This window comes from Curtobacterium sp. A7_M15 (assembly GCF_030705415.1).
GTDB lineage: Bacteria > Actinomycetota > Actinomycetes > Actinomycetales > Microbacteriaceae > Curtobacterium.
The window spans coordinates 1-24,539 of the sequence record NZ_JAUZED010000011.1; the positions used below are offsets into that span (position 1 = coordinate 1).

The window sequence follows — 24,539 nt, forward strand, 5'->3', positions numbered from 1 at the left end:
CGCGGTGCCGGCTGGCACCGCGCCTCCCGTCCGTCCATGGTCACCGACCGATGGTGGAGACCGCACCCGTGTCGTCCGGCTGCTCCGCGTGGGGCGGGGTGAAGACGCCGTCGTACAGGCGGACGGCGCTCCACCCGGCGACGAGCCCGGCCGCCCCGAGCACCGCGGCGACCCACGGCACCACCGCCCACCGGTCCCAGAGCGACGGGACGGCCAGCCACGTCAGGAAGTTCCCCGCGAGGCTGCCCGTCGCCCCGAGCAGGACCGCGGTCCGTCGATCGAGACTGGACAGCGCGAGGGCGATCGTCGTGGCGGCGACCGCGGCCAGGGCGTTGACGAGGTCGAGCACCGCTGTCGCTCCTACTCGCCGGTCCCGACCGCCAGCTGCTCGCGCCCACCGCCCGTGGTGACGGCGATCTTGCGGGGCTTCGCCGACTCCTTGACCGGGATGGTGACGCTCAGCACACCGTTGTCGTACCCGGCCGTGATGCGCTCGGCGTCGAGCCCGTCGCCGAGTGTCAGCTGCCGGACGTACGTGCCGGGCTGACGCTCGCGCGTGAGCCACTGCGAGCCCTCCGGAGCGCCGAGGGTCCGCTCGGCGCGGATGGTCAGGACGGACCCGTCAACGTCGATGTCGACCGAGCCCGGGTCGATGCCCGGCAGGTCGACGTCGAGGACGTAGTGGTCGCCCGTGCGGTACAGGTCCATCGGCATCGAGCGCGGCCCCGTGGTGCCGAGCAGGGAGCCGGCGAGACGGTCCAGCTCGCGGAACGGGTCGAAGTTCATCGTCATCGGAATCAACTCCTTCGTGTCTGCTGTTGAGTCCCCTCGACTCAACTGCGACATGTTCTAGCACTCAACCCTGACGAGTGCCAAAAGAACGCTCGGAGTCCGCTCGGAACTGCGGATCCGCGGGGTCACGCGAGCAGCGGCTCGAGCCGCGCCACCGCACCCCGCAGCAGCGTCAGCGCCTCGCCGGGCGCCTCGATCCGGGACACGGGCGCCGACAGGGTCAGCCCCGCGACGAGCTGCCCGCCCTCCCCGAGCACCGGCAGCGCCAGGCACCCGAACCCCTTCGCGAAGGCCCCGGTCTGGTGCACGGGTCCCCGGCCGCCGACAGCGTGCAGGCGCCCCATCGCGCTCGCGCCCGGCGTCGCTCGGAGCGCGGCCTCGTCCAGCAGGGGGAAGTCCGGGTCGACGTCGAGGTCCCGGATGCCGGAGGCGTCGTAGCGGGCGAGGTGCACCCCGGCACGGACGGCCGAGCGGACGTCGGCGAGCACCGACCGCACGGCGCGGGGCAGCGGAGCGGGTGCCGGCTGGCGGGTCATCCCGGCCAGCTCGGCGACCTTGTGCCCGAGGGCGAAGCCGCGCAGGTCGGGCAGGCGCACGAGGTACTCGTCCTCGACGAGCAGGGTGATGAGCCGGTAGGTCGTCGCCCGCGGCATCCCGAGGACGTCGGAGAGCTGCTGCGCGGTGATGCCCGGGCCGGCGTGCGCGACGGCTTCCAGCACCGCGAGGGCGTTCTGGACCGCCTTCGGCTGCCGTGCGCGCAGACCGGGTTCGCTCACCGCACCCCCGTCCCGTGGTCGGGTCCGTCGGCGGGTCGGGAGGCGCGGAGCAGGTCCGCCTCGACCGGCACGTCGTACACGGCACGGCTCGCGGCCCGTCGCCACGGCCGACGGCGGGTCACCACCAGGAACACGACGACGACCCCGACGACGGTCCCGACCGCGAGGACGACGGCGGGACGGTGCGCGGACGCGGCCTCGACGCCGAGGTAGGTGACCAGGACAGCGGTGAGCAGTACCCCGGTGGCCGTCGCGACGATCGCGACACCCGTGGTCAGCTCACCGATCCGGCGGAGGAACACCGGGGCCGCGAAGCAGGTCAGGGCGTAGGCGGCCAGGTACCCGAGTGCGGCGACGACGAGCTCGGCCTCCATCAGGGACCAGGTCGGGATCCCGCTCGCGAGCCCGGCGACCGGGAGCGCGGTGAGCACCGTGCACGCGAGGACGCCGGCGACGAAGGGCGTCCGGAAGCGCGGGGACGCCCGTCCGAGCACCCGGGGGAGGACCCCCTCGCGGCCCATCGCGAACAGGACGCGCACGAGTGCGGTGGTCGAGGCGATCGCGCAGGCGGCGAACGAGGCGGCGATGCCGAGGTCGAGGACCCAGCCGATCCACTGCGCGCCGGAGGCGTTCGCGAGCTCGTTCACGGGCGAGGCACTGTCGGCGAGGTCGGCGTCCATCGCAGCGAACCCGAGTTGCTGCGCCGCCGCACTCGCGAGGTAGAGGGCGCCGGCGACGAGGACCGTCCACGAGATCGCGCGGGGGATCGTGGCGAAGGGTCGACGCGCCTCCACACCGAGGACCGAGGCGCTCTCGAAGCCGACGAACGCGGTCACGGCGAGGGCGGTCCCCACGGCGAACGGCGCCGGCGCGGTCGGGCCGAGCGCCACCGCCGAGGCGTCCACGGGGTGCAGCCGGGCGACCAGCGCCACGATGAGCACGACGATGACCGCGACCGACAACGTCTCGACGAGCAGGGTCAGCCGTGTCGACACCCGGACGCCGAGGGCGATCACGGCGAACACGGCCGCCCCCGTCACCACGATGACGATGACGGTGACGAGGGCGCTCCCGGCCGCGGACGGGACGAACCGGGACAGCAGGTAGTCGAGGTAGTAGCCGCTCCCCGTCAGGGAGAACATCGCGATGAACCCGTAGCCGAGCAGCAGTCCTGCCCCGGCGACGACGCCCGCGACCGGCCCGAGGCCGAGCGAGACGTACGTGTAGAGCGACCCGGTGCCGGCGACGCGTCGGACGAACTGGTTCACCGTGCGGCCGACGAGGAACGACAGCGCCATCGCGGCGAGCAGCGACCACGTGGCACCCTGTCCGGCGACGGTCGCGACGAGCACCGGGATCGTGGTCGCCGCGGCGGACGGGGCGACCGCGGAGACCGACTGCGCGAGGACGTCGACGGGCCCGACGCTGCGGCGCGAGAGGCCGTCGACGGGGGAACGTGTGCCGACGCCGGGCACCCGTGGCGGGTCGGCGATGGCACGGTCGAGCGCGGTCATGCGGCAACCGTACGGCGATGGCGTTGCCCCGGTGTGCCGACCGTGTTTCGCGGGCGTCTCGTGCAAACGAGACATCGTGCTCAGGGTCGTCCCATTCGGGTGCGAGCGGGTTTCACGCGGGCGGAACGGGGCCGCAACGGTGGCGCGGGACGGTGGTCGCACGCCACCCGGCACCCCCTCCCACCCGAACCGGAAGGTCACGATGTCCAGCATCACGAAGGACCCCGCGTCACTCGGAGCCGTCCCCGCGCCGCAGCGGACGATGCGCGGCTCGCTCGGCGTCACCGCGATCGTGTTCATGGTCGTCGCGGCCGCCGCCCCGCTCACCGTCGTCGGGGGCGCCGCCCCGCTCGGCATGCTCCTCGGCAACGGCGTGGGCTTCCCGTCGCTGTACGCGATCTCGGCCGTCGTCCTGCTGCTGTTCTCGGTCGGCCTCGCCGCGATGACGCGGCACGTGCCACGGCCGGGTGCGTTCTTCACGTTCGTCGGCCACGGCCTCGGACGTCCGGCCGGTGCCGGTGCGGCGACCTTGGCGCTGCTGACGTACACGACGATCCAGGTCAGCGTGCACGGGTACATCGGGTACCTGCTGGGCGTGACGGTCACGGGCCTCGGCGGGCCGGACATCCCCTGGTACGTCTGGTCGCTCGTCGTGGTGGCGCTCGTCGGGGTCCTCGGCTACCGGCACATCGACCTGTCGAGCAAGGTCCTCGGCGTCCTGCTCGTCGGCGAGGTCGGCATCGTGCTCGTCCTCGTCGCCGCCGTGGTGGTCCGCGGTGGTGCGGACGGACTCTCCCTCGCCCCCTTCGAGCCGACGCAGATCGTGTCCGGGTCGCCCGGAGTCGGCCTGATGTTCGCGATCGCGGCCTTCATCGGGTTCGAGGCGACGGCGATCTTCCGCGACGAGGCGAAGGACCCGGAGCGCACGATCCCGCGGGCGACCTACACGGCCGTGATCGGCATCGGGGTGTTCTACACGCTCGCGTCCTGGGGACTCGTGATGGCCTGGGGTCCCGACGGTGTCCTCGCCGAGGCCGCGAAGGACCCGGGATCGCTCATCCTCACCACCGCGGCTCGGTACATCGGCACCGCCGGCGAAGCCGTGCTCAACGTGCTGCTGCTGACGAGCATGTTCGCCTGCGTCCTCTCCTTCCACAACGTCATCACGCGGTACCAGCACTCGATGGCGAACGCGTCGCTGCTCCCGGGCCGCCTCGGCGACGTGCACCGACGGCACGCGTCCCCGCACACCTCGAGCGTCGTGCAGACCGTGACCGCGGCCGTCCTCATGGTCCTGTTCGCGGTGCTCGGACTCGACCCGGTGCTGCAGGTGTTCAGCTGGTTCGCCGGCGTCGCCACCCTCGGTGTCGCGGTCCTGATGGCCGCGACGAGCCTGGCGGTCATCGTGTACTTCCGCCGCAACCGGGCCGACCGACGCATCTGGAACACGGTGGTCGCGCCGAGCCTCGGGTTCGTCGGACTCATCGCCTCGGCCGTCCTCATCTGGGTGAACTTCCCGACGCTCGTCGGTGACGTCGACGCCTCCGGGGCGAGCGTCTTCGGCGTGGTGAGCATCGTCCTCACCGGCCTCGTCGTGGTGGTCCCTGCCATCGGCGTGGTGCAGGCGGTGGTGCTGCGCCGCCGCAGCCGCGTGCGCTACGAGCAGATGCTCGACCGCCTCGCCACCGAGAGCTGACCGGACCGACCCGACCCGCGCCTCCAGGCCCACCGACCCGACCCACGCACGACGCACCGCGCAAGGAGCACGACGCACATGACCATCACCGACCCGACCACCGACACCCGGACCACCGCCCACCCGCTCGGCAGCCTGACGGCCGACGAGTTCACCGCGGTCCGCGACCTCGTCACCGCACAGCCGGACTGGACCGACACCACGCGCTTCGCCTACGTCGGCCTCGAGGAGCCGCACAAGCAGGAGGTCCTGGCGTGGCAGGCCGGGGACGGCCCCCTGCCCGACCGCACGGCACGCGTGATGCTCCTCGACATGGCGACCGGCCGCTCGACCGACCGCGTCGTGTCGATCACCACGGGGGCGGTCCTGCGCACCGACGTGCTGGACGGATCCCGTGGGCAGCTGCCCGTCCTCATCGAGGAGTTCGACGCGGTCGGCGAGATCGCGAACGCGGACGAGCGCTGGGTCGCCGCCCTGGCGAAGCGCGGCCTGTCCGCCGACGAGGTCAAGTGCGTCCCGCTGTCCGCCGGGTACTACGACTACCCGGAGGAGGTGGGGCGCCGCATCCTGCGCGTCCTCGCCTTCAAGCAGGACCACCCGGCCGACCACGTGTGGGCGCACCCCGTCGACGGGCTGTCGGCCTACGTCGACGCGGCCAACCGGACCGTGACGCGGATCGTCGACGTGGCGGACATGCCCGTCCCGACGACCTCCGGCAACTTCGACGACCCGGCGGTGCAGGGCGAACCGCTCGACCTCAAGCCGATCGTCATCACCCAGCCCGAGGGGCCGTCGTTCCGCGTCGACGGCGAGTTCGTCGAGTGGGCGAACTGGCGGTTCCAGGTCGGCTTCGACGCCCGCGAGGGGCTCGTCCTGCGCCAGCTGTCGTGGCAGGACGGCGAGCGGTTGCGGCCCGTCGTCTACCGGGCGTCGATCGACGAGATGCTCGTGCCGTACGGCGACCCGTCGCCCGTGCGGTTCTGGCAGAACTACTTCGACACCGGCGAGTACCTGTTCGGACGGTTCACGAACTCGCTCGAGCTCGGCTGCGACTGCGTCGGCGAGATCAGGTACTTCGACGCCGTGCTGGCCGACGAACTCGGCAACCCGCAGACGATCCGCAACGGCATCTGCATGCACGAGGAGGACTTCGGCACGCTCTGGAAGCACGGTGACATCTACACCGGCTCGCAGGAGGTCCGTCGATCCCGCCGCCTGGTGATCTCCTTCTTCACCACCGTCGGCAACTACGACTACGGCTTCTACTGGTACCTGTACCTCGACGGCACGATCGAGTGCGAGGCGAAGCTCACCGGCGTGCTCTTCACGTCGTCGTACCCGGGTCGCTCCGCCGACGGTGCGGACTACCCGTACGCGTCGGAGGTCGCTCCCGGCCTCGGTGCCCCGTACCACCAGCACCTGTTCTCGGCACGGCTGGACATGATGGTCGACGGGTTGTCGAACGCCGTGGACGAGGTCGACGCGGTCCGCGTGCCGGTCGGGCCGGGCAACGAGCACGGCAACGCGTTCACCAAGTCCGTCACCCGGATCGCGTCGGAGTCGACGTCCGGGCGGCTGGCCGACGCCTCGAAGGCGCGCACGTGGTTCATCTCGAACACCGAGGAGCGCAACCACCTCGACCGCCCCACCGGCTACGTGCTCTACCCGCAGGACGCCCCGGTGCTGCTCGCCGACGACTCGTCCTCGGTCGCGTCCCGTGCGGAGTTCGCCCGCAAGCACCTGTACGTCACGCAGTACGACCCGGCGGAGCGCTTCGCCGCGGGCGACTTCGTGCACCAGAACCCCGGGGGCGACGGTGTCGCCCGGTACGTGCAGGACGACCGGTCGCTCGACGGCGAGGACATCGTGCTCTGGCACACCTTCGGCCCGACGCACTTCCCGCGGCCCGAGGACTGGCCCGTCATGCCGGTCGACTACGCCAAGTTCACGCTCAAGCCCTACGGGTTCTTCCCGCGCAACCCTGCCCTGAACGTGCCGGCCGCCATCGGCTCGACGGCCGCGTCGCACTGCTCGCACCACGCCTCCGGTGGGGTCGAGGCGGCGCACGAGGCAACCGAGCACCAGCACGACCACGCCCACGGGCACGGACACTGACGTGACCGACGTGCTCGGCCTCGCCGCCATCGTGCCGGCGTCGGCCGGAGCCTGCTGCACGGTCGGGGCCTGGCGCCCCGGCCGTGCGGTCGACGTGCTCGCTGCGGTCGCGATGGTCGCGGCGATGCTGGACGGGACCTTCGGGCCCCGGGTCCTCCCCGGCGTGGTCTGGTTCGTGGTGCTCGCGCTGCTCGCGGTCGCGGTGGCCGCCGTGCACCGGTTCCAGTCGGGAGGGGCCGGGAGGCGCGGCTCGACCCCGGCGGACCGGCGCGCGTCGGTGCACGGCAGGTTCGGACGACTGCACGCGGCGCTCGGTCTGCTCGCGATGGGCGCGCTGGGAATGGGCGGGATGGGGGACACCGCGGGGCACGGTGCCGGGACGGTCGGCACGCACCAGCACCTCGGGGCCGTCGCGGCCACCTGGCACCTCGTGCTGGTGGCGCTCGCCGTCGGTCACCTGGTCCTGACGGCCCGGATGCTGCGCGACGGCGTGCGGCACCGGGCTCCCGCGCTCGGACTCGTCGAGACGCTGGCGATGGGGGTCGCCGTCGCCGTGATGGCGGTGGCGATGCTGTGAAGCCCGAGTCCTGCCTGTGAAACGGTGACGCGGACCGCCGAGCAGGAGGGAACCTCGACGGGCAGCACTCACCACGCTCGCCCACCGGATCAGGAACCGAGGTCGCACCGTGCAGCACCTCCGCACCCAGCACCGCGCCCTGGCGCTCGCCGCGTCCCTCGTCGTCGCCCTCGGAGTCGTCGCGCTCGCTCCGACCGGGTCGGCCGGAGCGCAGGACTCCGACGTCTTCCCCGGCGGGATCGCCCGCCCGGCCGACACGACCGCGTCCCGACAGGCGTCGGCGCTCGCCGCTGCCGGCCGCGCATCGGACGCCTCGGTCGCCCGCACCATCGCGGCACGGCCCTCCAGCGTCTGGCTCGGCGACTGGCTCTCGTCCGCCTCGCTCCGGACGACGGTCGACCGCCACCTCGCTGCCGCTCGGGCGCAGGGGGCCACCCCGGTGTTCGTGACCTACGCGATCCCCGAGCGGGACTGCGGGAGCTACTCGGCCGGCGGACTGACACCGAGCGCCTACGGCAGCTGGAACCGCGTGCTCGCCGACACCCTCGCGGGGCACCGGGCCGCGGTGATCGTCGAGCCGGACGCCCTCGCCCAGTCCGTCTCCTGCCCCGGGGCCGATCGGTCCACTCGACTGCGGCTCATCCGGACGGCCGTGCACGACCTGTCCGCCGCGGGTGCCGCCGTGTACATCGACGCCGGGCACGAAGCCTGGATCGCCCCGGCGACGATGGCGGGACTGCTCCGCGACGCCGGGATCGCCGACGCGCGCGGCTTCTCGCTGAACGTCTCGAACCACTACGCGACGTCCGGCGAGCGGGCCTACGCCGAACAGCTGCGCGCGCGTGCCGGCGGCCACTACGTCATCGACGTGTCCCGCAACGGCCGCGGCGCCACGGGGGAGTGGTGCAACGCCACACGCGCCGGGCTCGGGCAGGACCCGACGATCGTGCAGGACGGCACCGGGTTGGACGCGCTGCTCTGGGTCAAGCTTCCGGGCGAGAGCGACGGGACGTGCAACGGCGGCCCGACAGCGGGGACGTGGTTCCCGGCGGGCGCTGCGGCCCTCGTCCGAACCGCCCGTGAATGACAACCATGTAGTTCGACTGGACTGACTGTTCGCTGCGCGAACCGTACAGAAACCGAATTGTTCGTTTGGCACATCGTTCACGTTGTGAAAGACTTTCGGTGTCCGCAGGGGACAGCAAGGACGCAGAAGGGCGGGATCGCAATGCACAGCACGTACACCGGGATGCCGCGACAGGCACGGCTCGGCGGCACCCACACGCGCGTCGGCCTGACCGACCCCGCCGTCATCGACGCCTACGTCGAGCGGCGCATCCAGGACCCGTCGCTCCTGTCGGGTCGCTCCGAACCGTCGTACGCCGACTTCTTCACGGTGCCCGCCGCGTAGCATCCCGCTCAACCGATCCGAACCAGGCAGAGAGAACACCCGACCAGATGCCGTTGACCGTCGTCCGCCGTGAGCACATGCACCTCTACGCACGGGAGCCCCGGTCGCGGGCCGCGAAGGGGGCGGTGGACTCGCTCCTCCGCCTGCAGCACGCCGAGGAGCAGCAGCTCGAGCAGGCACGGTCGGAGAGCGGCCTCACCAAGAACGAGTTCCTCGCGGTCCGGTACATGCTCCAGGCGCACCGCGACGGCCGGACGATGGGGCCCAAGGACCTCGCCGTGATGCTCAACGTGTCGAACGCATCGGTGACGAAGATCGTCGACGGACTCGTCGGGTCGGGCGACCTGCTCCGCGCCCCGCACCCCACCGACCGTCGGGCGCAGGTGCTCGAACCCACGGACCAGGCAGCCGAGAAGATCGACGCGTCCTACGCACGCTTCCACGAGGCCGTGGTCGAGGTGATGGACCACCTGTCCTCCGAGGAGAACGAGGTCCTCGCCCGCTGCCTCGACCAGATCACCGAGGCGCTCGTCGGCGGAGCACCGGCGCCCGTCGACGAGTACACGGTCGACGCGCAACTGCACCGACGCTGAACCGGACGGTTCCCGACGGGGCCGACCCGCGCCTCCCGGAAAAAACCTTCCAGCGGTAAGTTGGGGGCATGACGCACCCCGCCGACGACGACGCGGTCCCGCCGCGACGCGGCTACCGCAAGGGAGCCGAGCGGCGGACGCAGATCCTCGACGAGATGATCCGGATGGTCGCCGACCAGGGGGTCGACGCCTCCTCGTTGCGCTCCGTCGCCGAGGCCCTCGGGATCACCCACGCGGCGCTGCGCCACTACTTCCCGAGCCGCGACGAGCTGCTGCTCGCCGTCTACCGCGAGCACGAGGTCCGCGAGCAGGGCGCGCCGGACCGGATGAAGTCGGCGATCGGGGACATGCGGGAGAGCGCCTCGCGGAACCGGGCGGTGCCCGGGCTGGTGCAGCTCTACACGACCCTGGCCGCCGACGCCGTGCAGGAGGGGCACCCGGCGACGCGGGACTTCATGCGGGAGCGCTTCACCCGACTGCGGGCGGACCTGTCGGCGCTGATCGAGGCGGACCAGGCCACGGGGCGGATCCGTGCGGACCTGGACCCCGTCGACCTGGCGTCGTTGAGCATCGCGGCGTCGGACGGGCTGCAGGTGCAGTGGTTGCTCGACCCGGAGGCGGTCGACGGGGAGCGGGTGTTGCGCCTGCTCGAGCAGATCGTGCCGCCGGCGACCGGGTCCGATCAGCCGTAGCCCTCGTCGGTCAGGCGCCAGCCGGCCGGTGTGTGGACGAAGCAGAACTGCCAGCCGGGGAGCGCTCCGGGTTCGGCACCGGACATGTTCGTCTCGGTGACGTCGACGGGGATGCACTCCTCCGGCGACCTGCCCGTCTCCTTCGCGCTCAGTCGGGAGACCGTCCCGATGTTGCGGTAGCCGAGCAGGTCGGGGTGGTCGTCGAACCACGACGCCGGGCTCCGGCCGCCACACCAGGCGGTGTCCCGTCCTCCGTTCTTGGTGGTGAGCGCTTCCGTGACGCCGCAGTCGTGCGCCTTCGCGGCGCGGAGGTAGACGCGGAGGACCTGCTCGGAGGACGCGCTCGCGGGTGGGAGCCGGGTGGCCACGGCGTGCGCGTGCGTCATCGACACCGCGGTCACTGCGCCGGCGGCCGCGAGGACGGCGGCGAGGACCCCGACGAGCACCGTCCGTCGTCTCCCCACGGGGGTCAGCCTGGCAGGGTTCGGACATGCCCTTCGCGGGGAGCAGCTGCGAGTCGATGAGGGCGCGCTCAGCTGCGGGGGAGCCCGGCGACGTACACGCCCGACCTCACGCGCCGATGGAGCGGCCGGCCCGGGTCAGGCCCCAGACCTGCTTGTCGTGGAAGGTACCGCCGTTGAGCCAGGCGCCACGGAGCGTCCCCTCGAGGCGCATACCGACCCGGCGTGCAACGGCTGCGCTCCGGACGTTGTCGGCACGGCACCGCCACTCGACGCGGTTGAGTCCGCGTTGCCCGAGGGCGTACTCGATGAGCACGTTCGTCGCAGCGGTGACGAGACCGTGCCCCTCACCCGCCGGTTCGAGCCAGCAGCCGATCTCGCACTGGCCAGCCGGTGCGCTGAACGTGACGAACATGACCCCGCCGACGAGGCGCCCACGGAGCCAGATGCCGAACAGCCGGGCGCCGTCGTCGGCCTCGGCCAGGGCGTAGCGGTGGAGCGTCGCCCGGGCGCCCTCGACCGTGTCCGTCACGAAGCTCGGACCCACCCAGGGCCTGATGTGCTCGCGGGCTCGGTCCGGGTGCTCGGCGAACTCGGCGTCGCGCCAGAGCTCCAGCGGCCGGAGTTCGGCGTCGGGTGTGAGCGTTCTCGTGAACACGGCTGGTCCTTCCGTCAGCGGCTGTCGGCGTCGTCCTGACCGTAGTGCCGGTTGCTCCGGACCGGTGGAACACAGCCGACGGTGTGGGTGTTGCGTCCCGCGTGGAGGAGACCCGATCGAACATCGTCGCCGTGTTGGCACGCATCCCGGTGGCGAGCATCGAGGCGGCGCTGCCGTTCTACCAGCGCTTGGCGGCGACGGACGAGGTGCGAGCGTTCGCGTTCGGGAGCGTCCGGCTGGCATGGGTCGGTCCGTTCCTCCTGCTCGAGAGCACCGACAGTGTCGTTCCGCCGCGCTCCGCGACGATCATCGTCCGGGACGTCACGCTCGTCGTCGCCCTCGTGTTGGCAGACGGCGGGGAGCTGGTGGAAGGACCGATGCCCGGACCGAACGGGCGACGCTTGATCGCCCGCCACCCGGACGGGAACGTCCTCGAGTACATCGAGCAGGATCGCCAGGCCGGGTGAACGCCTCGGGGAGTGGTGGTTCAGTCGAGGGCCGCCGCACCGGCTGACGATGCTTCGACCTCGCCCATGTGCTCCTCCGCCCACCGCTTGAGCTCCGCCAGCGTCGGGACCAGGGTGGAGCCCAGCGGCGTGAGTGCGTAGTACACGGCGGGGGGACTGGCGACCGCGTCCACGCGGCGGACGACCAGGCCGTCGTGTTCGAGGTGCCTGAGTGTCTGGGAGAGCATCTTCTGCGACACCCCGGGCATCCCTCGGCGGAGGACCGAGAACCGGACCTCGTCCGCTTCCGCGAGGAGGAGCACGACCATCACCGTCCACTTCGACCCCACCCGGTCGAGGAGGTGCCGAGTCGGGCACGCCGCGTCGAACAGGTCTCCCTGGCGTCGGGGCCCCACCAGAGGGTGACCAGGTTTCGTCGAAGTGCCTTCTTGTCCCGCCATCACTGGTCTCCTACCGTTGCCTGGTCACCGATGGTAACCCGAGGAGGAGCCATGACGACCACAGTGCAGCGCGACGAGACCGTGCACCTGGCGGAGCTCGACGTCAGCGTCCGGCGAGCGGGCACCGGTCGACCGATCCTGCTCCTGCACGGCTTCCCGCACACCAAGGACGTCTGGCAGGCCGTCACTCCCGTGCTGGTCGCGGCGGGCTACCAGGTGCTCGCCCCGGACCTCCGCGGCGTCGGGGCCACCGGGGTCACTGCCGGCGGGTACGACGCAGCCACCCTCGCCGAGGACCAGACACAGCTGCTCGACGCACTCGGGCTGCCCGCCGCGCACGTCGTCGGGTTCGACTTCGGAGCTGCGCCGGCGTTCGCCATGGCCACGGGACACCCCGACCGCGTCCTGAGCCTCACGATCGTCGAAGCGGTGGTCAACGGCCTCGCCGGTGCCGAGGCGTTCCTGGCGAGCGGCGGTCCCTGGTGGTTCGGGTTCCACCAGGCGCCCGGCGGCCTCGCCGAGGACGTCGTGGCGGCGAGCGCGGAGCGGTACGTCCGGTTCTTCCTCGACATCGGATCACGAGCCGGCGTCCCCGAGGACCTCGCCGCACGGATCGTCGCTGCCTACACCGGGCGTGACCGTCTCCGAGCGGCGTTCGAGCACTACCGGGCGATGCCGACGAACGCCGCGGCGAACCGCGCGTGGGCCGAGCACGGATCCTTCCACATGCCGGTCACGGCGGTGGGGGCAGGGGTCGTCGGCGACGCCGTGGCCCGTCAGCTCGAACGGGTCGCGGCGGACTTCGACTCGGTTCTCCTGCCGGACGCCGGGCACATCGTCCCCGTCGATGCACCGGGGCTCCTGGCGGACGCGATCATCGCGACCGTCGCACGCTGATCGGGTCGGGAGGAGCTCGAGAACGTCAGTCGACCGTCGGCTGCGCCTGTCGCAACCCGGTGACGAGCAGCGTCACGCTCGTCCTCACGTCGTAGTCCGGATCCTGCGGGCTCCACGCGACCAGGTCCCCGACGGCACGGAGCAGCTGGTACGCCGACACCGACGCAGCCACCTCGCCCGACGCGCGAGCATCGTCGAGCATCCGGCTCAGGACCGGCACGAGCTCGTCGACGAACAGCGCGTGCAGCGCGGTGAAACCGTCGGCGTCGCCCTCCCACACCCGCGCCAGGCCGTGCTTCGTGCCGAGGAAGTCGACGAACTGGTGCACCCAGCGCAGGATCGCGTCGAACGCGGTCGGCGCCGAGGTGAGCAGCACGGGGCCGGCCTCTGCGAGGGCCTCGATCTGGGATCGGTACACGGCGACCACCAGGTCCGAGCGGGTCGGGAAGTGCCGGTAGAGCGTGCCCACCCCCACTCCAGCGGCCGCAGCGACCTCGCGCACCGGCGCGCCGACGCCCGACACGGCGAAGACACCGGCGGCCGCATCGAGGATCGTCCGCTCGTTCCGTTCGACGTCGCGTCGGCGCCGGGGTGCGTCGGTTCCGTTCGTCGGCGTGCGCATCCTCCGATCTTCGCACGGGCTGGCCTGGATCGGAACGCTGATCCGTTTCGCTTGCGATCCGGATCAACGTTCCGTATCGTTCCGGAACAGTGCTCCGTTTCGAGCCGCCATCTCTCCCGGAAGGACTCCCGTGCCAGCAACGCCAGCACGCGCGCAGGTCATCAGCGTGCGCCCCGCCACCCTCCCTGCACCGTCGCGCGGTCACGACCTCGAAGTCCGGGTCACCGCGCCGATCACGGGCACGGAGCTGCCCGTGATCGTCTTCGCCCACGGCTTCGGGCAGTCGATGACCGGCGGTGACCCGCTCGTCGACCACTGGACCGCCAACGGGTTCGTCGTCGTCCAGCCCACGTTCCTCGACTCGACGCAGTACGGCCTGACGCTCGACGACCCGCGCTACTCGACGATCTGGCAGACGCGGGTCGACGATCTCGAGCGGGTCATCGACGACCTCGACGTCCTCGTCGCCGCCGTCCCCGGGCTCGTCGGACGTGTCGACCCGGCGAAGCTCGCGGTCGCCGGGCACTCGTGGGGCGGCCAGTCCGTCGGCATGCTCCTCGGCGCCCGGGTGATCGGGCCGAACGGGCAACCGGGCGAGGACCGCACCGACCACCGCGTGCAAGCCGGAGTCCTCCTCTCGACGACCGGCATCGCCCGCGGGGACCTGACGCCCTTCGCCCAGGAGCACTTCGCGTTCATGAGCCCGGACTTCAGCGAGCTGCGCACCCCGTCCCTCGTCGTCGCCGGTGACCACGACCAGTCCCAGCTCTCCACGCGGGGCCCGGACTGGTTCACCGACGTCTACCACCACAGTCCCGGAGCCCGGCACCTGGTGACCGTGCACGGGGGCGAGCACCTGCTCGGCGGCATCCAGGACTACGCGTCCACCGCCACGACGGACGAGAGCCCGGAACGCGTGGACCTGGTCCGGCGCACCACGACCGCGTTCCTCCGGACGGCGCTCGGTCTCGACGTCGATGCGTGGTCGGCAGTGGCCGAGAGCATCGCCCGACCCGCTGCCCCCGCCGGCGCCATCGGCCACATCGACTCGAAGGAGGACCACTCGTGATCACCGACCAGCATCCGCTCCCGACCCCCTTCACCGCGGCGTCCACCGCCGCCGACGTGCTCCACGGCGTCGACCTGAGCGGCCGGAACATCGTCATCACCGGCGGACACGGCCGCCTCGGCCGCGAGGCCAGCCGCGCGCTCGCCGCCGCAGGCGCCGCCGTCACGGTCGCCTCCCGCGACACCGACCGCGCGAACGCAGCCGTCGCCGGTGTCCCGGGCGCCCGGGTCGAGCAGCTCGACCTGACCGATCCGGCGTCGATCGACGCCTTCGCGGCACGCTGGACCGCCTCGGGCCGTCCCCTCCATTCCCTGGTGAACAACGCTGCGATGCTCTTCACCCCGGATCGACGGCTCGACGCCCGCGGCAACGAGCTGTCGTTCTCGACGGCCCACCTCGGGCACTTCCGGCTCACGCGCGCACTCCTCCCGGCCCTCCTGGAGGCCCGTGGTGCGCGGGTCCTCACCGTCACGTCCGGTGCGGCACGGGTCGGGCAGATCCGGTGGGACGACCTGGCGTTCGCCGACGGCTACGATGCCGGTGCCGCCTACGGGCAGTCCAAGCGGGCGAACGTGCTGTTCACGGTCGAACTCGACCGCCGCTCCGCCGACCAGGGCATCCGCGCGTTCGCCGCGCACCCCGGCGTCGTCATCGGCCCCGGCCCCCACGACGAGTCGCGGATCGCCGCCTACCGCGAGCAGGGACTGGTCGACGAGTACGGATCCACCGTGATCGACCCGGCGACGGGCAAGAAGACCATCGAGCAGGGGGCGGCGACGATCGTGTTCGGAGCCGCGAGCCCGCTGCTGGACGGCGTCGGCGGTGTCTACCTGAAGGACAGCGACGTCGCGGTGGTCGACGACGAGGTCCGCCCACTCACCGCGGACAGCATCCCCTCGGACGCGAACTCGGCGATGCTCGACGTCGATGACGCCCGGCGACTGTGGGAGGTCAGCGAGCAGCTCGCCTGACGAGGAGCCCGGAGAACGCAGGACGGCCGGCCCCTGTCGGAGCCGGCCGTCCTGCGGGGGGCAGGTGCGACGCGGTGGGCACCGCAGCCGACGGATCGAAGTCCTCCGGCAGCGGCGGGACCCGGTCCACCGTCGACGTGATGTCGACGGCCGAGCCCGAGGCCGCCGCGTCGCGGATGCCGAGCAGCACGTCGAGGACGTGCAGCGCGACCGCACCCGAGGCGCGCTCCGGGCGGTCCTCGGCGATCGCGCGGGCGAGCTCGACGACCCCGGTGCCACGGCCCCAGGTGGAGCCGATCGCATCGAGGGTCTCGGGCTCTTCCTGGCCGTAGCGCCAGAGCTGCGACGACCCCTCGAACGTGTTCGGGTCGGGCAGCGAGATCGTGCCGAGCGTGCCGTTGATCTCGACGAAGCCCATGCGCGGCAGCGCGTGCTGGAACGAGAACGTCGACTGGGCGGACTGCCCACCGGCGAACTCGATCAGGGCGGCGTGGTGCGTGGGGACCTCGACCGGGAACGTCTCGCCGGCGCGCGGGCCGGACGCGATCGTGCGACGGTCGAGGGACTTCGAGGACACGGCCTGCACGCGGCTGGCGGTGCCGAACGCGTGCACGAGGGTCGTCACGTAGTACGGGCCCATGTCGAACAGGGGGCCGGCGCCCTCGGCGAACAGGAAGTCCGGGTTCGGGTGCCACGCCTCGGGTCCGGGGACGTGGAACAGCGTCGTCGCGGTCAGCGGCTCGCCGATGTCACCGCGGGCGATGGCACGCAGCGCCGTCTGGATTCCCGCGCCGAGGACGGTGTCCGGGGCGGTCGCGACGCGCAGCCCCTTCTCCTTCGCGGACGCGAGGACCTCGGCGGCCGACTCGTGGTCGGTCGCGATCGGCTTCTCGCTCCAGACGTGCTTGCCGGCGTCGATGATCTGCTGGTCGACCTCGGCGTGGGCGGCCGGGATCGTCAGGTTGATCACGATGCTGATGTCGTCGCGGGCGAGGAGCTCCTCGACCGATCCCGACGCGCCGACCCCGTACTCCGCTGCCTGTGCCGCTGCGCGGTCGAGCAGCACGTCGGCGACGAAGCGGACCTCGACGTCGGCGAACTTCGTCAGGTTCTCCAGGTACTGCGTGGAGATGTTGCCGGCACCGATGATGCCGATCCCGACACGGGTCACTTGTCGTTGTCCTTCAGCCAGGCGAGGGACTCGGTGATGCCCTCGAAGACGTCGCCGGAGTACGCGTCGAACTCGACGACGCGGATGGCCTGCGGCGCGGCGGCGAGGATGCCCGCCACGTCGACGTCGCCCTGCCCGGCGGGGGTCTGGTTCTCGAAGGCGCGCTGCAGCGCCTCGGGGACGATGAGGGCGCTCTCGGACGAGGGCAGGGCGGTGAGGATGTCGCCGTCGACCTTGCCGTCCTTGACGTGGATCGCGACGACGCGGTCGCCGAGCGACCTCAGGACGGCGGCGGCGTCGGCGCCACCGACGGTCGCCCAGAACGTGTCGAGCTCGAGCACCGTCTCCGGGCTGATCTGCGAGACGAAGAGGTCGTAGACCGTGCGGCCGTCGACCTTGTTCGTGAACTCCCACTGGTGGTTGTGGTAGCCGAACTGCAGGCCGCGCGAGGCTGCCTCGGCCGTGAGGACGTTGACGCGCTCGGCGATCTTCGCGACGTCGTCGGCGGTCTGCCAGCGGTCGGTCGGGATGAACGGGTCGATGACGGTCCGGATGCCGAGACGTTCCGCGGCGTCCCAGATCGGGGCGGTGTCCTCGGCGTCGATCACGGCGACGTGACCGGACGGAGCCGTGAGGCCGGTGGCGGCGAAGGCCTTCTCGAGGTCGGCGGCGCGCTCGACGAACGCGTACGGCTCGACGTTCTCGTACCCGATCTCGGCGACACGGGCGATCGCCTTGTCGAGGTCTTCCGCGATGGCGTCGCGCAGCGAGTACAGCTGCACAGAGGTGGTGGGCATTGCAGAGGGCTCCTTCGGTCCTGACTGGGTGTCGCGGCACCCAGGTGACGCAGCACCGGGTGTCGCCGTCCGTCGAGGAGCGATGCTCCACGGCGAGATCGATGACGACGCTACCCGAAAAACCACCCGGTGTGTAGTTTTTGCCTCGCCACACTCCCGCGCACCGCGCTGCGCGGCGCCACCGGCGTCTGGCGGAACGACCGAGCCCGTGACGTCGACATCGACGTCACGGGCTCGGTCACCGCGTCACTTGCCGGTGCAGGTGTAGCTCGTCGACCCGGCCGAGATCCACTGCTGCCGGCCCACGTCCAGCGTGTACATCTCGCCGCGGTAGCTCCAGCGGTACTTGCCGGACGAGATCTTCTTCCGGTCGTTCTTGTAGAACCAGGTGTTCATGGTCAGGCCGGTGGTCTTGATCTGGACCGCATTGCGGTTGCTGCAGTCGGGCATGAGGCCGATCGGCCCGGCGTGCGCCGGTGTCGCGGTTGCCGACATGCCGATCCCCGCGAGCAGTGCGGCACCGAGCACCAGTGCGATCCGTCGAGTGGACCCCATCCCTCGACGCTTGGTGGTCATCGTTCCTTCGTTGGACACGAGACGTCCCCCTTCAGTTGTGAATTGATACAGCATCACTTTTTCGCACTCGACGACACGTGTCAACCGGGCGCCCTTGCGCCCGTCCGGTCGGAACGATTCGATTGCGGGATGCACCAGCACGGGGTCGTCGAGGACCGCAGACAGCTCGCCGGGTGGCGGAACGCCGTCGTCATCGCCTTCGCGATCGGCGGCGTGAGTCTCGCTGCGTGGGGTCCGCGGCTCCCCGAGCTCCGGCTCGAGCTCGGCGTGGACATCGGCACGATCGGGCTCATGCTCGGCGGCGTCACGATCGGTTCGATCGGCGGGCTGCTCGGCGCGGCACCGCTGCTCCGTCGGCTCGGCGGGCTCACCGCGGTGGTCGTGCTGGTGCCCGCGGCGATCGCCGTGATCGGGACGGCAGCCGCGGTGCACTCCGTCCCGCTGGCAGCGGTCGGGTTCGTGGTCGCCGGCGCGGGCATCGGCTCACTGGACGTGATGGCCAACGTCGAGGGCACGGCGATCGAGGCGCTCGCCGGCCGCACGCTGCTCCCGCTGATGCACGCGGCCTGGTCGGGAGGCGCGGCCCTCGGCGCCGGGATCGCCCGCCCTCTGCGCGTGGCTCGGCATCACCCCGTCGGCGCAGCTCCTCGGTGAGGCCGTCGTCATCCTCGTGGTCGGTGTGCTCGCGTTGCGGGGCATCCCGGACGGGACCCGTGCGGAGGAACACGACACCACGCTCACACCCTGGCAGCGACTCCGGCAGTGGGCACGAGGGTGGGCGGACGTCCGGTTGCTCCTCATCGGGCTCGTCATGCTCGGCGTCGAACTCGGCGAGGGATCGGCGAACAACTGGCTCGCCCTGGCCACGACCGACGGCCACGGGCAGACCGCGGCCGTCGGTGCGCTGTTCTTCACCGTGTTCGCGGTGTCGGAAGCCGCCACCCGCGTGTTCGCCGGGCCGGTCGTGGATCGGCTCGGCCGCGTCCGGACGGTGCGGTGGACGACGGCGCTCGGCATCGTCGGCGCCGTGCTCTTCATCGTCGGCGGGAGCTGGTGGCTCACCCTGATCGGCGTCGTGCTCTGGGCGGTCGGGGTGTCGATGGGCTTCCCGCTCGGGATGTCGGCGGCGGCGCAGAGCGGCCCGAACCCGGCAGCGCGCGTCAGCGTCGTCGCCTCGATCGGGTACTTCGCGAACTTCGCGGGGCCGCCCGTCATCGGTGCGATCGCCGAACACGTGGGCGCGCTCAGCGCGCTCTGGCTCGTGGCCTTGCTCTTCATCGCCGCGTTCGCCGCGTCGGGATCCCTGCGTCCGGTGGTCGGCCGCGACTGACGGTGGCCTGGAGGCGCGGGTCGGGCCCGCACCGTCCCTCCAGTCACGGCCGTCACCCCGCTGGCGCGGTGCGCCGGAACCGGCTGGTGGGGCCCACCTCCAGTCACGGCCGTCACCCCGCTGGCGCGGTGCGCCGGAACCGGCTGGTGGGGCCCACCTCCAGGCCGTCCCCTGGTCACGCTGGATAGCGTGGCCGGATGTTCGACGCAGCCTCGCCGACCTGGGACCCGCCCGCCGGACGCATCACCGGCTCGGTGGACGGGAGCGTCGCCCGGGCCCTCGGCATCCCGTACGCACGCGCCGAGCGCTTCGCCGTCCCCGAGCCGATGCCGCCCTTCGGCGAGCCGTTCTCGGCGACCACTCCGTCGCCGGTCGCCCCGCAACCGCAGGCGACCTTCGTCGACCAGCTGCTGCACCCGGTGGAGGGGCTCGAGGCCGACGAGCACTGCCAGCGGCTGTCGATCACGGCGCCGGCCGACGTGGAGCCGGGCGAGCAGCTGCCCGTGATCGTCTGGATCCACGGCGGGTCCTACGTCATCGGCGGCGGTGACCTGCCGATCTACGATGCGCGCGACCTCGTCACGGAGCAGCGGGTCGTCTTCGTCTCCGTGACGTTCCGGCTCGGCGTGCTCGGGTTCCTCGGTGACGGGGAGACGGTGCCGGCGAACCTCGGGCTGCTCGACCTCGTCGAGGCGCTGCGATGGGTGCAGGCGAACATCGCGGCGTTCGGCGGGGACCCGGACCTCGTCACCGTGGCAGGCCAGTCCGCCGGGGGTGATGCGGCCGCACACCTCATGATCAGCGACGGAGCGGCCGGCCTCTTCCGGCGGGTGATCGTCCAGAGCGCCCCGCTCGGGCTGTCCCGCGGCCGGGCACGGATGAACCGGGCGATGGTCCGGGCCGTCGGGACCGTTCTCCCGGACACCCCGCTCGACGAGGTGCTCGAACGGCAGCTCCTCGGCAGCCGCGCCGCCGCGCCCTTCGGGTTGGCCGGGGGCATGCCCTACGGCACGCAGTACGGGTTCGCACCGCTGCCCGCCGAGCGTGACACCGGGCGGGCGTGGAGCGACGTGGCTCCGGACGTCGACGTCCTGATCGGCTCCGGCGCGGACGAGACCGCGATGTACGTGCCGCTGGTCCCCGGACTGCGATCACTCGCTCGCCTCCGGGCCGCGCGCCCGCTGCTGCGCTGGCTGCTCGTGCGTCCGCTCTCCGAGGTCATCTACGGGCGGGACGTCCGGCGGTTCGCCGCGCGGCACCGGGCGGCCGGCGGCCGGGCGACCTCGTACCGGCTGCACCGTGGTGTCACCGTGCAGCCGACCGGGGCCGTGCACATGAGCGACCTGCCGCTCCTGCTCGGCGGTCGGGAAGCCTGGGCCGGCTCACGCTTCGTGCCGGAGCGGGACTGGCCCGAGGTCGAGCGTCGCGGGCAGGCCTTCCGGGCGATCTGGGCGGAGTTCGCGCGGACCGGCAGGGTCACCGCGGCCGACGACGAGACGCTGACGTTCGACCGCGGGTGACGCCCGCCGGGTGCCAGCGCGCCGGGCGTGATCGCGCGTCATAGGGCAGGGTCGGGCGGTTCGGCCACGCACCGGGTACCACCCCTGAACTGGCGACTCGCGGGGGCGCCGGGTGGCCCGGAGAATCGACGGCATGCCCGAGTCCGACGCCGACCTGCGCGCCCGCATCGTCACGGGCGCGATCGAGGCGTACCGCGCGTCCGACTTCCACACCGTCGGTCCCGCGGAGGTCGCCGCCCACGCCGAGGTCCCCGAAGCCGAGGTCCGACGGGTGTACCCGCTGTGGGAGCTCCTCGTCGTCGCCGTCATGGACCGGTGGAACAACGGAAGCCGCCGTGCACTGTGGGTCGTGGCGGAGCGATCCGGCGCGGTCGCGTACCTCCGCGCGCGACTCGAGGTCGGCCGGGACGACCCCGCGCTGGTCCGTCTCCGGGTCGCCCTGCTCAGCGCTGCCTCGAGCCCCGACCATCCTGCGGCCGGGTGGTTCCGCGGGCAGTACACGCGTTCGTTCGAGGACGTGACGCTCGCGCTCGTGCGGGACGTCGTCGCCGGACGGGAGCCGCGCGGCACCTCGCCCCGGCACGCCGCCGAGCAGCTCGTCGCCCTCTACGAGGGGCTGCAGCTCCAGTCGCTCCTGCGCGACGACGCCGATCCCCTCGGCGGGTTCGACCGTGCGGTGGCGCGGATGCGGGTCGGCTGGGCGTCCGCCGCCGCGACCGTCTGAGCGGTCGCCGGTCCGTTACGGGCTGCTCCGGCCCGACGCGGGTCCGGCCCGGTCGTCAGGAGTCCTTCCGGTAGACCCAGCGGCGCGGCTGGGCGAGGTCGCCGCGTGCACCTGGCATGGTCGGCTGATGGAGTACACGGACTACGACACGCGGCTCGCCGCCTACGGCGTGATCACCGACGGTGACCGGGTGCTCCTCGCGAAGCTCCGAATCCCCGAGGCCGGGACGTGGACGCTCCCCGGCGGCGGTGTGGAGTTCGACGAGAGCGTCGAGCAGGCCGTCGTGCGGGAGATCCACGAGGAGACCGGGTACGACGCGTCCGTCGGGGAACTGCTCGGGGTCCGCCACCACATCGTCCCCGCCGAGCGCCGCATCCACGCGAACGGCCGGGCGATGAAGGCCGTGCAGGTCGTCTTCCGGGCGTCGATCACCGGCGGTACGCTCCGTTCCGAGGAGGACGGATCGACCGACGAGGCCGCGTGGATCCCCATCGCGGACCTGCCGCACCGTCGGCACGGGCTCGTCGTGCCGATCGCCCTCGGCTGGGCCGGCATCCTGCCCCGCTGACCCGTCCTCGCCCGGGAACGGATCGGTCCGTCAGCCGGCCACCAGGCTCACGAACGGAGCTGGCACGTCGTCGCGGACCGGAGACCGGACCTGCCACCCGAGCCCGCGGAGGGCGGTTGCCGTCTCGGCGGAGAACCGGCGGGCGGTGGCGGCGGCTTCGTCTCGTCGCCAGTGCTTCCGGTACTCGTGGACGGCGTGTTCCCAGTGTGGGAGAGCGTCGACGCCGCACTCCGTCACCACGAACTCGACGATGTCCGCGAGGCTCGGCCGGAAGTGGGTGTCGCCGAGCGGGAAGTGCAGCGACGAGAGGCGTGCCGGATCACGACGCCCGGCCCCGTGGTCGCGGGTTCGGGACAGGAGCGCGCTGAGCGAGCCGCGCTCCGCGTGGAGGTGCCAGTGTGACGGGGCGTGTTGGTGCGGGCGTCCTGGAACTCGAAACGGACGAGCGGCTGCCGATCTGTCGTGAGGAAGAGCGTGAAGCGACTCTCCTCGACTGCCAGCGCAGCGTGGTGCGCCTGCCAGCGGTACCTGACGGATACTCGGAGCCGCGCAACGTGCTCGCCGCCTGCGTACAGCAGTGCCGTAGCGCCGCGCTCGGCGCCGGTTCCGAGCATGATCGAATTGCTCGGTTGCTCGTGGATGACGCTCAGCACGGCGCCGTGATGCGGCAGGGCCGCATCCAGCAGTACCTGAGCGCGATCGATCTGCAGCGTCGCCGCATCGACGAACTCGTGGTTCATCGGTCGCCCAACACGAACGAGATGTCAGCAAGGGCCTCTCGGGCGCAGTACTCGTCTTCGTCGAGGTCGCGCCAGGCCTCGATCGGTGCGAACTCACGCTCGTCCAGTTCCCACTTCCGGTACAGCTCCTCGCGCTCGGCGCGCAGTTCGTCACGGTCGATGATCCAGATCTCCACGGCTCTCTCCTTCGTCGGGAGAGCGAGCGTAGGTGGACCGATCTCAAGCGCGCGAGCTTTCTGCATACAGAATGTCGCCCGATTCCCGCTACTGCTCGATGACGCTCATCACGTTGCCCGACGGGTCGGTGAACCAGGCGATGAGCGGACCGCCCTTGCGGTTCACCCCCTTCTCGTCGGTCATCCCCTCGTAGTGCAGGAAGGTCACGCCCTTCGCCGCGAGCTCGTCCACGGCATCGTCGACCGACGAGACCGGGAAGTTCAGCACCGTGAAGGACGCCGGCTCGTGTGCGGGACCCTTGGGGTAGACGAGCACGCCGTGTCCGTCGCCGAGCTGCAGGAAGAGCATGCCGTGGTCCTCGGTGACCTCGACTCCCAGGACGTCCTCGTAGAACGCCTTCGCCTCGGGCACGTCGCGCACCGAGAACCCGCTGAACGCCTTCGTCGCATCGACCATGCGGCAAGTGAACCACCGGGGGCCGGTGTCGGCGCGCTCTGCCAGGATGAAGCCGTGCTCCCGCCCGAGATGTCCGTCGACGACGCGGTCGACCGCGCGGTCCGGCTCGCCGCGGACGGCCCGCGCACCGTGCTCGGCATCGCCGGTGCCCCCGGTGCCGGCAAGTCGACGCTGGCTCGTCGGATCGTGGCCGAGGTGGACGCGGTCCACGGCACCGGGACCGCGGTGCAGGTCCCGATGGACGGGTTCCACCTGGCGAACGCGGCGCTGGACGCTCTCGGACGCCACGACCGCAAGGGCGCGATCGACACGTTCGACGGCGACGGCTACGTCGCGCTCGTCCGACGGCTGGTCGCCGGGGACGACACCGTGGTCTGGGCACCGGACTTCGACCGACGCGTCGACGAGCCCGTCGCGGGCAGCATCGCCGTCCCGCGGCGCACCCGGCTCGTGGTGTCCGAGGGGAACTACCTGCTCGACGACGGTGAGCCCTGGGCGGCGCTCGCGGACCTCTTCACCGAGACGTGGTTCTGCGCCGTGGACGACACGGTGCGTCTCGATCGTCTGGTGGGCCGGCACATGCGACACGGTCGCGACCACGAGGCGGCCCGCACCTGGGCGGTCGAGGTCGACGGCGTGAACGCGGCGAGGGTCGCACCCACGGTGATCCGCGCCTCCAGGACCGTGCGGACCTGACCACGAGACCACGGCGACGACCACGACAGGAGC

The 24,539-nt window shown here is 71.9% G+C and carries 32 protein-coding genes; 17 read left to right on the forward strand and 15 right to left on the reverse strand.

What is annotated here, in order from left to right; genetic code table 11:
* Positions 1–40 precede the first annotated feature (40 nt).
* From Q7F20_RS03710 to Q7F20_RS03725, 4 genes are all read right to left on the reverse strand, one after another.
* The gene (locus tag Q7F20_RS03710) at positions 41–349 is read right to left on the reverse strand and encodes a hypothetical protein (protein ID WP_305738765.1); all 309 of its coding nucleotides are present in this window, start codon (positions 347–349) and stop codon (positions 41–43) included.
* Positions 350–360: 11 nt separating this feature from the next.
* Positions 361–792, reverse strand: coding sequence for an Hsp20/alpha crystallin family protein (locus Q7F20_RS03715; RefSeq protein WP_305738766.1), 432 nt, complete (start codon positions 790–792; stop codon positions 361–363).
* 125 nt (positions 793–917) lie between these two features.
* Positions 918–1,568 (reverse strand): helix-turn-helix domain-containing protein, encoded by a 651-nt coding sequence (locus Q7F20_RS03720; protein WP_305738767.1) that lies wholly within the window; start codon positions 1,566–1,568, stop codon positions 918–920.
* A complete protein-coding gene (locus tag Q7F20_RS03725; protein ID WP_305738768.1) occupies positions 1,565–3,082 on the reverse strand; it encodes an APC family permease in 1,518 nt (505 codons plus the stop codon). Before Q7F20_RS03725 ends, Q7F20_RS03720 begins: the two co-directional genes overlap by 4 nt.
* Before the next feature lie 202 nt (positions 3,083–3,284).
* On the opposite strand from Q7F20_RS03725, the gene Q7F20_RS03730 reads away from it, so the two are divergent.
* From Q7F20_RS03730 to Q7F20_RS03760, 7 genes are all read left to right on the forward strand, one after another.
* Positions 3,285–4,778 (forward strand): APC family permease, encoded by a 1,494-nt coding sequence (locus Q7F20_RS03730; RefSeq protein WP_305738769.1) that lies wholly within the window; start codon positions 3,285–3,287, stop codon positions 4,776–4,778.
* Between the two features lie 78 nt (positions 4,779–4,856).
* Positions 4,857–6,893: a primary-amine oxidase gene (locus tag Q7F20_RS03735; protein ID WP_305738770.1), complete on the forward strand. Its 2,037-nt coding sequence runs from the start codon at positions 4,857–4,859 to the stop codon at positions 6,891–6,893.
* A gap of 1 nt (position 6,894) precedes the next feature.
* Positions 6,895–7,470 (forward strand): hypothetical protein, encoded by a 576-nt coding sequence (locus tag Q7F20_RS03740; RefSeq protein WP_305738771.1) that lies wholly within the window; start codon positions 6,895–6,897, stop codon positions 7,468–7,470.
* A gap of 109 nt (positions 7,471–7,579) precedes the next feature.
* Positions 7,580–8,557 carry a glycoside hydrolase family 6 protein gene (locus Q7F20_RS03745; RefSeq protein WP_305738772.1) on the forward strand — a complete coding sequence of 326 codons (978 nt, stop codon included), beginning with the start codon at positions 7,580–7,582 and terminating at the stop codon, positions 8,555–8,557.
* A gap of 141 nt (positions 8,558–8,698) precedes the next feature.
* Entirely contained in the window at positions 8,699–8,881 is a 183-nt protein-coding gene (locus tag Q7F20_RS03750; RefSeq protein WP_305738773.1) for a hypothetical protein, read from the forward strand.
* 47 nt (positions 8,882–8,928) lie between these two features.
* A complete protein-coding gene (locus Q7F20_RS03755; RefSeq protein WP_305738774.1) occupies positions 8,929–9,474 on the forward strand; it encodes a MarR family winged helix-turn-helix transcriptional regulator in 546 nt (181 codons plus the stop codon).
* 68 nt (positions 9,475–9,542) lie between these two features.
* The gene (locus Q7F20_RS03760) at positions 9,543–10,166 is read left to right on the forward strand and encodes a TetR/AcrR family transcriptional regulator (RefSeq protein ID WP_305738775.1); all 624 of its coding nucleotides are present in this window, start codon (positions 9,543–9,545) and stop codon (positions 10,164–10,166) included.
* Here the strand turns inward: Q7F20_RS03760 and Q7F20_RS03765 are convergent.
* On the reverse strand, positions 10,157–10,630 hold the full coding sequence (locus Q7F20_RS03765; protein WP_305738776.1) for a hypothetical protein: 474 nt from the start codon (positions 10,628–10,630) through the stop codon (positions 10,157–10,159). The genes Q7F20_RS03760 and Q7F20_RS03765 overlap by 10 nt on opposite strands.
* Before the next feature lie 106 nt (positions 10,631–10,736).
* Positions 10,737–11,285 carry a GNAT family N-acetyltransferase gene (locus Q7F20_RS03770; RefSeq protein ID WP_305738777.1) on the reverse strand — a complete coding sequence of 183 codons (549 nt, stop codon included), beginning with the start codon at positions 11,283–11,285 and terminating at the stop codon, positions 10,737–10,739.
* Positions 11,286–11,386: 101 nt separating this feature from the next.
* Here Q7F20_RS03770 and Q7F20_RS03775 point away from each other — a divergent pair, with 101 nt between their 5' ends.
* Positions 11,387–11,752 (forward strand): VOC family protein, encoded by a 366-nt coding sequence (locus Q7F20_RS03775; protein WP_305738778.1) that lies wholly within the window; start codon positions 11,387–11,389, stop codon positions 11,750–11,752.
* Positions 11,753–11,772: 20 nt separating this feature from the next.
* Here the strand turns inward: Q7F20_RS03775 and Q7F20_RS03780 are convergent, their stop codons facing one another.
* Entirely contained in the window at positions 11,773–12,081 is a 309-nt protein-coding gene (locus Q7F20_RS03780) for a winged helix-turn-helix transcriptional regulator (RefSeq protein ID WP_370871611.1), read from the reverse strand.
* Positions 12,082–12,243: 162 nt separating this feature from the next.
* Here Q7F20_RS03780 and Q7F20_RS03785 point away from each other — a divergent pair, with 162 nt between their 5' ends.
* Complete coding sequence (locus Q7F20_RS03785) at positions 12,244–13,089, forward strand: alpha/beta fold hydrolase (protein ID WP_305738780.1); 846 nt, start codon at positions 12,244–12,246, stop codon at positions 13,087–13,089.
* A 25-nt stretch (positions 13,090–13,114) separates the two neighbouring features.
* Here the strand turns inward: Q7F20_RS03785 and Q7F20_RS03790 are convergent, their stop codons facing one another.
* A complete protein-coding gene (locus tag Q7F20_RS03790) occupies positions 13,115–13,711 on the reverse strand; it encodes a TetR/AcrR family transcriptional regulator (protein WP_305738781.1) in 597 nt (198 codons plus the stop codon).
* A gap of 130 nt (positions 13,712–13,841) precedes the next feature.
* Between Q7F20_RS03790 and Q7F20_RS03795 the strand changes: the two genes are divergently transcribed.
* On the forward strand, positions 13,842–14,780 hold the full coding sequence (locus Q7F20_RS03795) for a chlorophyllase (protein ID WP_305738782.1): 939 nt from the start codon (positions 13,842–13,844) through the stop codon (positions 14,778–14,780).
* Positions 14,777–15,751, forward strand: coding sequence for an SDR family NAD(P)-dependent oxidoreductase (locus tag Q7F20_RS03800; RefSeq protein WP_305738783.1), 975 nt, complete (start codon positions 14,777–14,779; stop codon positions 15,749–15,751). The genes Q7F20_RS03795 and Q7F20_RS03800 overlap by 4 nt, the downstream gene beginning before the upstream one ends.
* Here the strand turns inward: Q7F20_RS03800 and Q7F20_RS03805 are convergent.
* The 3 genes from Q7F20_RS03805 to Q7F20_RS03815 all read right to left on the reverse strand — a co-directional run bounded on the left by Q7F20_RS03805 (position 15,732) and on the right by Q7F20_RS03815 (position 18,295).
* Complete coding sequence (locus Q7F20_RS03805) at positions 15,732–16,922, reverse strand: Gfo/Idh/MocA family protein (RefSeq protein WP_305738784.1); 1,191 nt, start codon at positions 16,920–16,922, stop codon at positions 15,732–15,734. The two genes, Q7F20_RS03800 and Q7F20_RS03805, sit on opposite strands and share 20 nt — an antisense overlap.
* Positions 16,919–17,719, reverse strand: coding sequence for a sugar phosphate isomerase/epimerase (locus Q7F20_RS03810; protein WP_305738785.1), 801 nt, complete (start codon positions 17,717–17,719; stop codon positions 16,919–16,921). Before Q7F20_RS03810 ends, Q7F20_RS03805 begins: the two co-directional genes overlap by 4 nt.
* 246 nt (positions 17,720–17,965) lie before the next feature.
* Positions 17,966–18,295 carry a hypothetical protein gene (locus Q7F20_RS03815; RefSeq protein WP_305738786.1) on the reverse strand — a complete coding sequence of 110 codons (330 nt, stop codon included), beginning with the start codon at positions 18,293–18,295 and terminating at the stop codon, positions 17,966–17,968.
* Between the two features lie 129 nt (positions 18,296–18,424).
* Here Q7F20_RS03815 and Q7F20_RS03820 point away from each other — a divergent pair, with 129 nt between their 5' ends.
* The 5 genes from Q7F20_RS03820 (at position 18,425) to Q7F20_RS03840 (ending at position 22,437) form a co-directional block, all read left to right on the forward strand.
* Positions 18,425–18,949 carry a hypothetical protein gene (locus Q7F20_RS03820; protein WP_305738787.1) on the forward strand — a complete coding sequence of 175 codons (525 nt, stop codon included), beginning with the start codon at positions 18,425–18,427 and terminating at the stop codon, positions 18,947–18,949.
* Between the two features lie 25 nt (positions 18,950–18,974).
* Positions 18,975–19,625 (forward strand): sugar MFS transporter, encoded by a 651-nt coding sequence (locus Q7F20_RS03825; protein WP_305738788.1) that lies wholly within the window; start codon positions 18,975–18,977, stop codon positions 19,623–19,625.
* A gap of 197 nt (positions 19,626–19,822) precedes the next feature.
* Positions 19,823–21,145: a carboxylesterase family protein gene (locus tag Q7F20_RS03830; RefSeq protein ID WP_305738789.1), complete on the forward strand. Its 1,323-nt coding sequence runs from the start codon at positions 19,823–19,825 to the stop codon at positions 21,143–21,145.
* 133 nt (positions 21,146–21,278) lie between these two features.
* The gene (locus Q7F20_RS03835; protein ID WP_305738790.1) at positions 21,279–21,869 is read left to right on the forward strand and encodes a TetR/AcrR family transcriptional regulator; all 591 of its coding nucleotides are present in this window, start codon (positions 21,279–21,281) and stop codon (positions 21,867–21,869) included.
* 127 nt (positions 21,870–21,996) lie between these two features.
* Entirely contained in the window at positions 21,997–22,437 is a 441-nt protein-coding gene (locus tag Q7F20_RS03840; RefSeq protein ID WP_305738791.1) for an NUDIX hydrolase, read from the forward strand.
* A gap of 30 nt (positions 22,438–22,467) precedes the next feature.
* Here the strand turns inward: Q7F20_RS03840 and Q7F20_RS03845 are convergent, their stop codons facing one another.
* The 4 genes from Q7F20_RS03845 to Q7F20_RS03860 form a co-directional block, all read right to left on the reverse strand.
* Complete coding sequence (locus tag Q7F20_RS03845) at positions 22,468–22,677, reverse strand: hypothetical protein (protein ID WP_305738792.1); 210 nt, start codon at positions 22,675–22,677, stop codon at positions 22,468–22,470.
* Positions 22,671–23,177, reverse strand: a complete 507-nt coding sequence (locus tag Q7F20_RS03850; protein WP_305738793.1) for a hypothetical protein — start codon at positions 23,175–23,177, stop codon at positions 22,671–22,673. Before Q7F20_RS03850 ends, Q7F20_RS03845 begins: the two co-directional genes overlap by 7 nt.
* Positions 23,174–23,353 (reverse strand): hypothetical protein, encoded by a 180-nt coding sequence (locus tag Q7F20_RS03855; RefSeq protein ID WP_305738794.1) that lies wholly within the window; start codon positions 23,351–23,353, stop codon positions 23,174–23,176. Before Q7F20_RS03855 ends, Q7F20_RS03850 begins: the two co-directional genes overlap by 4 nt.
* Before the next feature lie 88 nt (positions 23,354–23,441).
* Positions 23,442–23,810 (reverse strand): VOC family protein, encoded by a 369-nt coding sequence (locus Q7F20_RS03860; RefSeq protein ID WP_305738795.1) that lies wholly within the window; start codon positions 23,808–23,810, stop codon positions 23,442–23,444.
* A 69-nt stretch (positions 23,811–23,879) separates the two neighbouring features.
* Between Q7F20_RS03860 and Q7F20_RS03865 the strand changes: the two genes are divergently transcribed.
* On the forward strand, positions 23,880–24,506 hold the full coding sequence (locus tag Q7F20_RS03865) for a nucleoside/nucleotide kinase family protein (protein WP_305738821.1): 627 nt from the start codon (positions 23,880–23,882) through the stop codon (positions 24,504–24,506).
* Positions 24,507–24,539: the final 33 nt, after the last annotated feature.